Below are 12,728 nucleotides of genomic sequence, written 5' to 3'. Positions count from 1 at the left end.
AATGGAGAAGAGAAATAATAATTTTCTTGTGTTTTCTCAATTCTCAGCTTTGACAACTCAGAAATTATTACTCAATAGTTTGTTAATCCCCTGCGGTAAAAATAAATAACTATTAAAAACTTTTAAAAAGCTTTTTTTATCTGCTTTTTTAATTTTCAATTGTTAATTTTCTAGTTCGAGAACTTGATATTAGCTTTCTCCATTACCAAACCGCTTAATCAAGTCCTCGGGACGGAGATTAGAAATAAATTCGCGGAAGGCCTCTTGTTCAGCTTCATCAGCATCACGATCTACGGGGATAGAAGCATCAGCGACTACTTCTTCCATCACCCAAATCGGAGTATTTGTACGTAGAGCAATAGCGATCGCATCACTGGGACGAGCATCAATTTCTTTTTTGACATCCCCTTGTTGAAGAATTAACGCTGCATAAAAGGTATCCTTTTGCAGGGTATGAATAATAACTCGATCTAAGGTCATATTCCACGCTTCCAGCATATTCACCATCAGGTCATGGGTTAAAGGTCTAGGAGGCCTTTGATTTTCCATAGCCCCCATAATTGCTCTGGCTTGTTCTTGACCGATGTAAATGGGCAAAGCGCGACGATCTGAACCATCTTTCAGGAGTACAATCGGGCTGCGGGTGATGGCATCTAATGCTATACCAGCGACTTTCATTTCTATCATTGGTTCAGCCTCTAAAATTCTTTAATCGCTTGGAACTATGTAGCAGACAATACACTCTTCTGAAAATTAAAAATTAATAATTAATAATTCATAAAAAGCTGGTTTAATCTACTTTTTAGGAATTTTTAATGGTTTGTTGACTGTTGTTGTGGTATCTTAGCAATGAGGTATAAATAAACCTATTTCATACCATATTAACAACTAATTTATTTATCCTTCATATTTTATCCTTGTTTAACCTTTTAATTCAAGTAAGCCCTGGGAGTGATGTTAATATGTTAATATTCATTTAGCAAAATCGGGAAATAAATTAAACCTACGGGCTGTAAATTTTTTCCGATAATTATGAGTTGATTTCCGCCAAAATCAGGCAATAAATAAAATTATTTTCGCAAAAGCTGTGTTTACAGGATTAATTCAAGGTTTAGGAACGATAAAACCCCGTGGGGGAGATTTGTGGCAAATTAGTTATCTGAGTCAGCCACAGACAATCGTTCAGGACTTGGCTTATGGTGATAGTATAGCTGTAGATGGAGTCTGTCTGACAGTTGAAGAAATATTAAAAGATGGATTTATTGCCACCGCTTCACCAGAAACCCTCGGCCGCACAACATTAGGTAAGGAAGAAACTCAGCAAAGATATGTTAACTTAGAAACGTCTCTGCGAGTAGGTGGTAAAGTCGGTGGTCATTTTGTCATGGGTCATGTAGATGGAATTGGTCAGTTAATAACATCTAAACAAACTGCTAGTTCCTGGGAAATGACCTTTGTTGCCCCGGATGCGATCGCTCGCTATATTGTTCCTAAAGGTAGTATTGCTGTTAATGGTATCAGTCTAACCGTGGCTGAATATAAATCAGAATTATCTCAATTTACAGTTGCAGTTATACCCCTGACATACAGCGAAACTAATCTGAGTCATTTAGTACCGGGGAGTTGGGTAAATTTAGAAGCAGATATCTTGGGTAAATACGTAGAAAAATTCCTCACTCCTGGAAATAATCACCATCAAGAAGGGGAGATTACAACTGCATTTCTAGTAGAAAATGGGTATTTGTAGGGGGAATTGCCAATTCCCCCTACCCTAATTAACGAGCTTGGGCTATGCGCTGAGATTGTATCAATTGACTGATTCCACCTGCTAACTGTACACCTGGGTCAACAGCAACCCATCCATTTTGGGTGAGGTGACGGACTTCAAAGTGCAAGTGAGGACCAGTAGAATTACCAGTGTTACCAACTAGGCCAAGGACAGTTCCCGGTTCTACCCATTGACCGGGTTGAACCAAGATTTCTGACATATGACCGTAGAGAGTTTGTTGAGCCGAAGCATGATTAATGATCACAGTTAAACCGTAACCACTAACCCAGTTAGCAGTCTCGACTTGACCTTTAGCTACTGCTAAAATTGGTGTTCCTGTGGGCGCTCCCAAATCTGTGCCAGTGTGAAAGCGACTATCACCTGTGATAGGATGAACCCGCCAGCCAAATAAAGAAGTAATGGGGGCAGCGATAGCTAGAGGGAAGATCATTCCCGAACCACTACCACCACGATAGGCAATGGTATTAGTATAGGGAACTTCTGGTAATACTGATGCCAGGGAGAAGTTATAAGACACCATACTGGTACGAGGAGCAACATTCCCCTCCATTACTGGCGCTGGTAAACTACCCACCGGGGGAGCGATAGGACTAGCGTTTACGGTTGTAGTGCTAAATTCCCCAGGACTAGGGAGAAAGGGACGACGATTATAGGTTGCCTTTGTACGACCTGTATAGGCGGTATCAGTTCTGTTTTTAACTGTGTTTGAGAGCCAATTATTTCGAGTCAAACTAATTTTTTTGTCACCTTTAGGAAGATTTTCGGCAATATTCTTTTGCTGATTGTTATTTACCGTTATGGGTGACCAGGTTGATTTTTTGACAGGGAAAACCGTCGGTAATTTAGCAGTTGTACTTTTTTTCAGCCAAGTTGGTGATGATCTTTGCAACTTAGCCACAGGGGGAGTTTGGGTAGTTTTAGCACAAGCACCCGCAGCTAAAATTGTTTGACAACCTCTAGAACGTTCTGTCACTACTACAGAACTTGGGGATTGATAGTTAACTGTGTCGGGATTTTTGTACTCAGTAGGATCAATATAATTGTTGTTATCATCCTGTGGGTTACTCTCTGTAACTATGATAGTATTTTCAGAGATTTTGTCTGTTTGGGGGACTTCTGGGAGTTTTTTGACTAGGGAGTCAGTTTCCGGCTGTTGAGTGTTTTCACCGCTGGATTTTGCCTCTCTAATAGCTTGTATAGCTCTATATCCACTTTTACTACTTAGCCTTTTTTTCAGCCTAGCTTGGCGTTCAGAAAAATCTGTTTTGGGTTGTGCTGTTGGTGACACAATAGTTTCTGGCTGGGCTGGTTGGGCTGCTGCTTTTGGCTGGGAATTCTCAATAGTTGGGGCAATGTTGTATATTGAACTTTCACTTGCAGCCACAAAACCGCTACCGATAAGGCTAAAGCTAGTTAGTAGACAAAGGCTTCGTCCCGGTAGTTTATAAGCAAAACCTTTACTCATCCCACAATAGTAAAAATTTTTATGGGCAGATTTATGATGCTGCGTCATTTGTTCTCTTTTTTTGTGTGTAATAAACCTAAGAAAATGATGTCATTAAATGTTGGATGTGTACTATCCTACCAGATGAAACCTAAGCTTGAGGATAACCTAAACTGATTGTACCCGGTTGGCAGCAAATTTCGGGTGTTATTGGTGCTTTTGGATCATCATTTGTCATTTTTAACCGGAGATTACCTTCTTGAGTTACACCAACTACTGTACCTAAAAGATTATTGACATAAACCTGATCACCCATATTTGTAAGGACATCAAGATAGTGAGATAAGAGTATACTTATTCCTTCTGCTTGTAAACACTCTATACCGGAATTAATTCCCAGTAAAACCTTTGAAGTTAGCATTTCCAGGTGATCTATAATCTGATAATTCTGGGAATTTTGCCATAATTTCAGATTAATTCCCGTGGACGGAACTTGATTTTCCCAGTTAATACCAACCCCAATAACGGCTTGAGTGATTTGTCCTTGATTAACTTTGGTTTCAGTCAAAATACCGCCTAATTTGCGACCATTTAATACTAAATCATTCGGCCATTTTATGCCAACCGGTAGACCGCATTTTCTTAATTGTGCTGTAATTCCCCAAGCACTGGCTAAGGTAAGTTGATAACTGCTGGTAGCTTCTAGTTTAGGATCTATTGCCATGGACATATATAGACCACCAGCAGAAGACTGCCATTGACGACCCCATTGGCCTCTCCCAGCGGTTTGTTGGGTAGCAATAACTACACATCCGGGTTTCTCTCCCTGGCGCATGAGTTGCCATAGGGTTTGATTTGTGGAGGATAATGTGTTAAAAATATGTAGGGAGAATGGTAAGTCTTGATGCTTATATTCTGCTTTTAATCTATCTACCAAAAGTTGGCGATTAAATTCCACTACATTCCCCCATAATTGATTTGAATAGTTTTTGGCTTTTGGGAAAATCTGTTTTTCTCGTTGTTCAAGTTAGCATGGAATTGATTGAAAGTTGTTAATTTTCTGTTGAGGTTTGGTTAAAGATGCACACTTGGCATTGGCACAATTGGGAAGGTCTACCCTACCTAACTTGTAATCTCCTAAAACCCTGGCCTCATGGTTTCTTTACCCAACGGTTTTGGCCACGTCTACCTCATGAGCTAACTCAGGCGCTACAACCAGAGGCTTTAGTTTATCGCTTAAAACAGGTACATGGTAATACTGTTTTGACTCCCCAGGAAGTTGATCATCATGTTAACATCAGTGATGATGATTTGGCTTTAGCAGATGGTTTAATTAGTCATCAACCTTTACAAGCTGTCTGGGTGGCTTCTGCTGACTGTACACCTGTTTTGATTGGAGATGTCAAAACTGGACAAGTAGCGGCTCTACACGCTGGTTGGCGCGGTACTGCGGCGAAAATTGTCCCAGCGGCTATTAATAGAATGCAAGCCCATGGCAGTAATTTAGCAGATTTGCGTGTGGCTATGGGTCCGGCTATTGCGGGTGAAGTTTATCAAGTTGCGGTGGAAGTGGCCGCAAAAATCGGCAGTAGCATTGTATCACATAACGAACCAGAAAAAATTATTGCTGCTTTACATGATTTACCAAATTCACCTTTACTCAGTGATACAGAACCGGGAAAAGTGCGTTTGGATGTGCGTCGGGTAAATGCTTTACAGTTGGAACACTTGGGAGTTAGTTTAGAACAAATTGCGATCGCACCCTATTGTACTTTCCAAACTCCAGAATATTTCTTCTCCTATCGTCGAGAACAGCAAAAAAAGGTGCAATGGTCAGGAATTGTCAGTTTAGATGATATTACCCAACCGAATTATCACTAAAAGTGTAAGAATGGTTATTCATAGAAAGAAAACTTGCCATTTTCAAAATTGTTCTATATTGGTATAAACAAACATAACGGGACAAAATCATGACTAATACCCAAACTAATAGCGATATCCAAGCAAGAATCCAAGAAGAAATTGAAGAAGCTCGCGCTGTATGCGACATTTCAGGTAGTAATTCCGCTGCGTGTGCTGCTGCTTGGGACGCAGTGGAAGAGCTTCAAGCCGAAGCATCTCACAAAAGTAAAGAGAAGCCTAAAAACTCTTTAGAAACATACTGTGATGCTAATCCAGACGCAGATGAGTGTCGTCTTTATGAAGACTAACACCAATCTTTGGTTTTCATGAGGTAATAATTTACCGGAATGTTGAAGACGGGGAATAAACCCCCCGTTTTTCACTTTGAAACAGGATACTAAAACTATAGCTGTAGCCAGGGTAATTAGAACATGATCAATCATGGAAACTTAGAAATAACCAAGAATTTCAACGTTGCATGAGTGCATAAGTCCCTCTTGCCTTGTGCTATAACTTTTTCTGTCATGCTCAGGATGAGCTATGCTATCAAATATCCAGTTACAAATTTTTCTAGTTTTCTATTGACTTTATGACAGAAGTATGGTTTCGCCCCTATGTTTGGATGGACTATTGGCTAGAATTATTATTTGTGCTGATTATTCCCATAATTCTCCTAATTTGGGTATTTGTGCAAAAATCTGAGGCCATGCAACGCTTATTGACGATTTACTGGCGTGTAGCCAGTCTGTTAGCCATTAGCATTTATTTAATGATTGGTGGCTTTGGGGTCGGTTTTATATCTGCTTTAATGGCACGGATTCTCATCCCTATTGCGTTATGGTTTTGGGTGGATATCAATGATGAAATTGAGTATCATCCCCAAGGTCCATTAAAACTGGTTTTTACTTCTTGGCGTTGGGCAACAACGGTTTATTGTAGTTTAGGGGCGTTAGCACTTTTACCTTTTTTACGTTGTGCTTTTTCGGCTAATATGCTGAAAACTCCTTACTGTAGTGTTTGGTTGGAAGCACCATTAGTCTTTAAAGAATATTTCCACCATAACAGTACACCTGCTTTTCTCGGTTTTCTGGGTATAGTTACTTTAGGGTTTTACATAGTGTATTTAAGTTATTTTGTCGCGTTCAAACTCAGTAGGTATGGACGTTCGACTACACATTAATTGTGTCTCAGGGAAAGTCGCTCAAAGGTCACTCATGTTAATATTATGAATAGTCCTATTAGTAAAAGACTGGAAAAATACACAGTTAAAAGACCACAGGAGGTCCTTATTGTCACTGTGGAGATTGACGGTGAAACTGATACAATTGCTGTTTTTAAAGGCTTTTCTAGTTCTTTAATGCGTTCAACTGCTTTTGATCCTGATGTGCCGGTGTTATCTGAATCTGCTAAAATTATCACTATTGATAGAATAGCAAGTCCCTATCATCCTGAGTCACCCAGTTATCTGGAAAAGGATATTTCTTGGGAAAATATGCAGGTTTTATTCTCGGAAGTTGGTGTTTAGATTAGTCAGGCTTTTTTGAAGTTTGAATTTTCACTATGTCCCGTTCTGGATACACTTTACCGGTTTTCGCTTGTGCTGCTGCTGTTGCGGCTTTACATTGGCTACGTTATCGTCAACATATAAATTCTGTCTCTATAGATTTGCTTGAACCTGCTGAAATGGGAGAAATACCCATTGAGCAAGTGGCCGGAATATCGGAAAATCAAGCTTTGGCCACGACTCGCAGTGATCCAGGTGATAATCTGGATTTGACTAAAAATACACCAGTTTGGGCTGTGGTAGAATGGTATGCAGGAGATGGAGAATCAGTAATTATTCAGGGTGGAGAAGGTATTGGCAAAAAAATCAATGAGGATGGTAAAGCGGCAATTTATACTTATGCTCAACGGCTAATTCAGGAAAATTTACGGAAATTATTAACAGAGACGGAAAAAATCAAAGTTACAATCATTTTACCAGAAGGGCGATCGCTGGCCATCCGTACTTCTAACTCAGCTTTTGGTGTAGTAGAGGGATTATCTTTACTGGGAACAACGGGTATTTCTCAACCTTTAAGCACACCGGATCAATTAGCGGCTTTTCTGGCTAATCTGGAGGAAAGGGCTAGTAAATTTAGAACTTTGGTATTTTGTATTGGGGAAAATGGACTAGATTTAGCCCAGAAAATCGGTATAAATCCTGCACAGTTGGTAAAAACAGCCAATTGGTTGGGACCAATGTTAGTGGCTGCTGATGTCTTGGGTGTCCAAGAAATTTTATTATTTGGTTATCATGGTAAATTGATGAAACTAGCGGGGGGAATTTTTCACACCCATCATCATTTGGCTGATGGTCGTCGGGAAATTTTAACCAGTCATTGTGCTATGCTCGGTTTAAATGCGACTGATATTCAAACCATTTTTCACAGTCCTACAGCCGAAGCAGCACTAAAACACCTGAAAACCCTTGATCTGAATACTGGTAGTAATTGGGTAAATCTAGTCTATGGTGCAATTGCTGAAACGATTGACACCCGTAGCGAGGTATATATCAATAGCCACAATGAACAGGGTAAAACTAGTATAGCTTGCGGTTGCGTCCTGTTTGACCGCGATCGCCAAATTTTTGTAAAAAGTAAAACTGGTTGTATTTTACTGGAAAAATTGTGCTAAATTAATAAGAATTATCATCATACCAATTTAAAGTAGGCAAATAGTCACTCCAGAATTATCAAATTTATCAATTAACTTATCCGTCTTTGCGGTTAATGATAATTGAAATCTACTACTCTAATCTGGCAGCTTGGTCTTAAATTGGTATAAATAACTCAAATAAATATTTTTTTTAATACTAAATTTGAAATTTGAATTTGATTTCGATGATTAATTTAACAGTTAAGTAGGTGAGCGTGAAAAATTGTCGTTATGACAAGGGAACAGGGAACAGGGAACAGGGAACAGGTTTTAGGTAACTTTACTTTTCGTTACTTATGTCGGTTTTTCTCCGTTCACCTACTTATGACTATTAATCACAAAAATCATCAAAATCACAGACTGTGACTTTCTATCCTTAACGACACACCTTGGCTACCATGAATACAGCGGTGACTCTACCAACGGTTGAAGTACCTCAAACACAACAAAATTTGGGGAACCTGAAACAACAAATAATTGTAATTTTAGACTTTGGTTCTCAATATTCTGAATTAATTGCGCGTCGTATCCGCGAAACTCAAGTATATTCGGAAGTTCTTTCCTACCGCACCACAGCGGAACAGTTACGTCAACTTAACCCTAAAGGTATTATTCTTTCTGGTGGACCTAGTTCTGTATATAGTGACTTTGCTCCCCATTGTGACTCAGAAATTTGGAAGTTGGGTATACCAGTTCTGGGAGTGTGCTATGGTATGCAATTGATGGTTAATCAATTGGGTGGGGAAGTTACCAAAGCCGAACGAGGTGAATATGGTAAAGCATCTCTATATATAGATGATCCTACAGACTTATTAACTAATGTCGAAGAAGGTACAACCATGTGGATGAGTCATGGAGACTCAGTTACAACCGTACCTCCAGGCTTTGGACTGCTTGCCCACACCCATAATACGCCTTGTGCAGCGATCGCTCATCACGACAAAAAACTTTATGGTGTACAGTTTCACCCCGAAGTCGTCCACTCTCAGGGTGGTTTAGCTTTAATTCGTAATTTTGTTTATCATATCTGTGAATGTGAACCTACTTGGACAACAGCGGCTTTTGTTGAGGAAGCAGTTCAGGAAATTCGCGCCAAGGTAGGGGATAAACGGGTATTATTAGCATTGTCCGGTGGGGTAGATTCTTCTACTTTGGCCTTTCTTCTGTATAAAGCCATTGGTGAACAGTTAACCTGTGTATTTATTGACCAGGGTTTTATGCGGAAATTAGAGCCAGAAAGGTTAGTAAAGTTATTTAAAGAACAATTCCATATTCCTGTAGAATATGTCAATGCCCGTGAGCGATTTATCTCAGCTATCGCTGGAGTCACAGACCCAGAGGAGAAACGTCGGCGTATTGGACATGAATTTATCAGTGTTTTTGAGGAAACATCCAAGAATCTTGGACACTTCGACTACTTGGCTCAAGGAACACTCTATCCAGACGTGATTGAATCTGCTGATACCAATGTTGACCCCAAAACTGGGGAACGGGTAGCAGTGAAAATTAAAAGTCATCACAATGTGGGTGGTTTACCAAAGGACTTGAGATTTAAACTGGTAGAACCGCTGCGGAAACTATTTAAAGACGAAGTTCGTAAGGTTGGTCGTTCTATTGGTTTACCAGAAGAAATTGTCCAACGTCAACCCTTTCCCGGACCGGGTTTAGCAATTCGCATTTTAGGGGAGGTCACTGCTGAACGTTTAAATATTTTGCGAGATGCTGATTTAATTGTCCGTCAAGAAATTAATCAACGCGGCTTGTATAATCAGGTTTGGCAAGCTTTTGCAGTCCTTTTACCCATTCGCAGCGTTGGCGTTATGGGTGATAAACGTACCTATGCCCATCCTATCGTTTTAAGGATTGTTACCAGCGAAGATGGGATGACAGCAGACTGGGCGCGGATTCCTTATGATGTGCTAGAAGCAATTTCTAACCGCATTGTTAATGAAGTGAAAGGGGTTAATCGTGTGGTTTATGATATTACTTCTAAACCACCAGGAACTATTGAGTGGGAATAGGTAATTGGTAATTGGTAATTGGTAATTAACAGCTATTAGTTGCCTTTTACCTATCCTTATCAGTAAAATTAAGAATTATGACGTTTTGTTGAGAATATTATGACTGCAACAGTAGAAATTTATACTTGGTCAACCTGCCCTTTTTGTCTCCGTGCTAAAAGTCTACTGAACAAGAAAGGTGTTAATTTTACTGAATATAGTATTGACGGAGATGAGGACGCAAGAGCAAAAATGGCACAGCGAGCCAATGGTAGACGTTCTCTACCCCAAATTTTTATTAATGATAATCACATAGGTGGTTGTGATGATATACACGCTTTAGAGCGTCAAGGTAAATTAGATGAGATGTTAGCATCTTAATTAATCTTAAAAGATTATGTAATCAGATCCCTAACTTCCTAATCTCATTTTTCTTGCTCTGAGATACATAAATGAATTTGAGAAGTCGGGGATCTTGAATATTCTTTGATGTTAAAATTCATGGATAACAGAGGTATAAAGGGTGAAACTGGCTTTTATTATTGATCCTATACATAAACTTGATCCATGTCATGATACCAGTGTGGCACTGATGGAAGCTGGGCAAATTATGGGACATGAAATATGGATAACTCAAGCAAATTTACTGAGTGTAATTAATGGCAAAGCTTGGGCTGTATCCCAACAAGTAGAGCTTGTTCCTGTAAAGTTGGTGGAGGGACGTTGGTTAGCGGTTGATAATTGGTTTAAATTAAGTTCTAGTGTTTTTATTCCTTTAGAAGAAATGGATGCCGTATTTATGCGGACTGATCCACCAATAAATGACGCTTATCTTTATGCTACCTATATTTTGGATTATATTGACCAAAATAAAACTCTAGTCATTAATAACCCTGCTGGTATTCGTAGTGCGAATGAAAAAATGTACGCGCTTCAGTTTCAAGAATGTGTTCCCGAAACCATTGTTAGTGCTGATAAACAGGTTATCCGCGAGTTTGTGGTAGCTAAAGCAGCGACAATTCTCAAACCACTGGGAAATAAAGCTGGAGAAGGAATTTTATTTTTACAAGCAAGCGATCGCAATTTTAATTCTATTGTTGAACTTAGCACAGTTCATGGTCAAATTCCCGTCATGGTACAAAATTATTTACCTCAAGCGAAGGAGGGAGATAAACGGATTATCTTACTCAATGGTCAAGCTATAGGTGCGCTTAATCGTATTGCCAGTGGTAGTGATTTTCGCAATAATATGGCAACAGGTGGCACTGTCGCAAAAACTAATATCACTCCAAGAGAAGAGGAAATTTGCACTCATTTAGCCGCAAAACTCCGTCAAGATGGGTTAATTTTCGTTGGTATTGATGTCATTGGTGGCTACCTTACGGAAGTTAATGTGACAAGTCCTACCGGAGTCCGGGAAATTGATAGACTTAATGGTACTAATCTTGGTTATCAAGTAATTCAATGGGTAGAAGCGAATATTCATTTGAGGGGAAAATGAGGAATAATTTGATCAATTTCTTGCATAATTCGGAAAGTTTCTGTTAAAGAGATAACAACTTTTTGATAATGGTTAATTTCTTGAGTAGATAATTCTCGTTTAGCGTTTTTTCTGTCTTTTAACCATTTATCTAATACTTGATATCCTCCGATTTTAAATTCCCAGATATGTTGAGGAATATTGGTAAAGTAATTCTGTTTATTAACATATACTCTTTGCAATTCTGAATGATAAGTAACTTCAGTAATTTGATTATCTCCTATTTGTTGATAAGTTGTCATGAAATTATTGAGTGTATGAGATTTCATTAAATGTAAATTAACTAATTCTTCTCCTTTGATAGCTAAGGAGTTAAATAGGTTTTGATTACTAGTTAAGGGAAGACGGGGAAAATCTACCTTTAGAAATTCAGCGTATCTAGTGCGGTATGTAGGACTGTGAAATATAGCATAAGCATAGTAAAAGATTTGTTTTGGTGGGGGTATTTTACCAAGTTTTTCTTTAATAGTTTCTAAGAATTTTGGGGATAGGTTAGGAGTTTTTTCTAGAAAAAGATTTGTTTGTTTATTTTCTGTATTTGGGTAGATATAAAGAGGAAAAACATAAGTTGCTTCTCTACTTTTTAATGATACAGAACAATGTTCTGTGAGAATTTCTGAACAAAATATATGATGAAATCCAGATTCAACTTGTTGACGACAGGAAAGTAAAGCAATATTATTACTTTTCAACAAATGTCCCATTAATTCTTTACGACTATCTCCTCTTTCAATAATCTTATGATTATAATAAACCCAACGATTATCAAATGGTCTATAAGCATATAGTAGTAATTTTGATTCAATTTCATCCTGTTTAATATCTAACTTAGCTTTTTCTAAAGTCCAATATTCTGTATCTTTGATATTGTATTTTTGTTTTAGTTCTTCTAAATTAGTATTTATAGAAATATCATCAAAACGATTTATTAGAGTTTCTCTATCGTAGTCAACACATATATTATCTCTTCTAGTTTTTACTCCCGCAGCATAAATAGGAAAGATATCAGTCATACTCAAATCTCTTTGATATTCGTCTTCATAATCAAGATTTTTAGGTGCTAAAAAGTAATTAGGTTCAGTAGGTTTTACTTCTATCCAATCAATATTATCTAAACTTGCAGATTCTAAAAACTTATACTTATCCTCACGTCTTCCCCACAGATCATAATATAACACCTTAGCCATTTCCTTAACACCATCTCTGGATTTATAAGCAGTAGAAAAATAATCAGGTTTATCTTTTTCGCGCACAGCAATTAAAATCGCTACACCCTGTTGAATATCAAAAACATTTTGATCAATATTTCCCTCTGGAGTGGTTTCTTTTAATAAAGAATTACCATGCAAATCCATA

Annotated in this window: 13 protein-coding genes; 9 read left to right on the top strand and 4 right to left on the bottom strand. The window is 38.4% G+C overall.

All coding sequences use genetic code 11. The annotated features are described in order from the left end of the window. Positions 1–189: 189 nt before the first annotated feature. Complete coding sequence (locus ACIR131C_RS0111565) at positions 190–687, bottom strand: bifunctional nuclease family protein (RefSeq protein WP_028090319.1); 498 nt, start codon at positions 685–687, stop codon at positions 190–192. Positions 688–1,087: 400 nt separating this feature from the next. Here ACIR131C_RS0111565 and ACIR131C_RS0111560 point away from each other — a divergent pair, with 400 nt between their 5' ends. After that, complete coding sequence (locus tag ACIR131C_RS0111560) at positions 1,088–1,747, top strand: riboflavin synthase (RefSeq protein WP_028090318.1); 660 nt, start codon at positions 1,088–1,090, stop codon at positions 1,745–1,747. Between the two features lie 28 nt (positions 1,748–1,775). Here ACIR131C_RS0111560 and ACIR131C_RS0111555 read toward each other — a convergent pair whose 3' ends face one another. Both ACIR131C_RS0111555 and ACIR131C_RS0111550 read right to left on the bottom strand, forming a co-directional pair. Next, the gene (locus ACIR131C_RS0111555; protein ID WP_028090317.1) at positions 1,776–3,302 is read right to left on the bottom strand and encodes a M23 family metallopeptidase; all 1,527 of its coding nucleotides are present in this window, start codon (positions 3,300–3,302) and stop codon (positions 1,776–1,778) included. A gap of 82 nt (positions 3,303–3,384) precedes the next feature. Then, a complete protein-coding gene (locus ACIR131C_RS0111550) occupies positions 3,385–4,191 on the bottom strand; it encodes a biotin--[acetyl-CoA-carboxylase] ligase (RefSeq protein WP_028090316.1) in 807 nt (268 codons plus the stop codon). 122 nt (positions 4,192–4,313) lie between these two features. On the opposite strand from ACIR131C_RS0111550, the gene pgeF reads away from it, so the two are divergent. The 8 genes from pgeF to gshB all read left to right on the top strand — a co-directional run bounded on the left by pgeF (position 4,314) and on the right by gshB (position 11,333). Next, positions 4,314–5,114, top strand: coding sequence for a peptidoglycan editing factor PgeF (pgeF, locus tag ACIR131C_RS0111545; RefSeq protein ID WP_028090315.1), 801 nt, complete (start codon positions 4,314–4,316; stop codon positions 5,112–5,114). A gap of 89 nt (positions 5,115–5,203) precedes the next feature. Continuing rightward, positions 5,204–5,443, top strand: coding sequence for a Calvin cycle protein CP12 (locus ACIR131C_RS0111540; protein ID WP_028090314.1), 240 nt, complete (start codon positions 5,204–5,206; stop codon positions 5,441–5,443). Positions 5,444–5,724: 281 nt separating this feature from the next. Then, positions 5,725–6,315, top strand: a complete 591-nt coding sequence (locus ACIR131C_RS0111535; protein WP_028090313.1) for a DUF3177 family protein — start codon at positions 5,725–5,727, stop codon at positions 6,313–6,315. A 45-nt stretch (positions 6,316–6,360) separates the two neighbouring features. Then, positions 6,361–6,660 carry a DUF7734 family protein gene (locus ACIR131C_RS0111530; protein WP_028090312.1) on the top strand — a complete coding sequence of 100 codons (300 nt, stop codon included), beginning with the start codon at positions 6,361–6,363 and terminating at the stop codon, positions 6,658–6,660. Positions 6,661–6,695: 35 nt separating this feature from the next. Next, positions 6,696–7,811 carry a cobalt-precorrin-5B (C(1))-methyltransferase CbiD gene (gene cbiD, locus ACIR131C_RS0111525; protein ID WP_028090311.1) on the top strand — a complete coding sequence of 372 codons (1,116 nt, stop codon included), beginning with the start codon at positions 6,696–6,698 and terminating at the stop codon, positions 7,809–7,811. 419 nt (positions 7,812–8,230) lie between these two features. Then, positions 8,231–9,853 (top strand): glutamine-hydrolyzing GMP synthase, encoded by a 1,623-nt coding sequence (gene guaA / locus ACIR131C_RS0111520; RefSeq protein ID WP_028090310.1) that lies wholly within the window; start codon positions 8,231–8,233, stop codon positions 9,851–9,853. 99 nt (positions 9,854–9,952) lie between these two features. Next, positions 9,953–10,213 carry a glutaredoxin 3 gene (gene grxC, locus ACIR131C_RS0111515; protein WP_028090309.1) on the top strand — a complete coding sequence of 87 codons (261 nt, stop codon included), beginning with the start codon at positions 9,953–9,955 and terminating at the stop codon, positions 10,211–10,213. Positions 10,214–10,355: 142 nt separating this feature from the next. Continuing rightward, entirely contained in the window at positions 10,356–11,333 is a 978-nt protein-coding gene (gshB, locus tag ACIR131C_RS0111510; RefSeq protein WP_028090308.1) for a glutathione synthase, read from the top strand. Here gshB and ACIR131C_RS22575 read toward each other — a convergent pair. Further along, positions 11,315–12,728, bottom strand: a 1,414-nt coding sequence (locus tag ACIR131C_RS22575; RefSeq protein ID WP_051347547.1) for a type ISP restriction/modification enzyme, incomplete at its 5' end; no start/stop codon positions are given. The two genes, gshB and ACIR131C_RS22575, sit on opposite strands and share 19 nt — an antisense overlap.

Origin of the sequence: Dolichospermum circinale AWQC131C (assembly GCF_000426905.1) — a bacterium.
Lineage (GTDB): Bacteria > Cyanobacteriota > Cyanobacteriia > Cyanobacteriales > Nostocaceae > Dolichospermum > Dolichospermum circinale.
The sequence above is the reverse complement of the archived record's forward strand: the minus strand, read 5'-3'. Positions and strand labels throughout refer to the sequence as shown.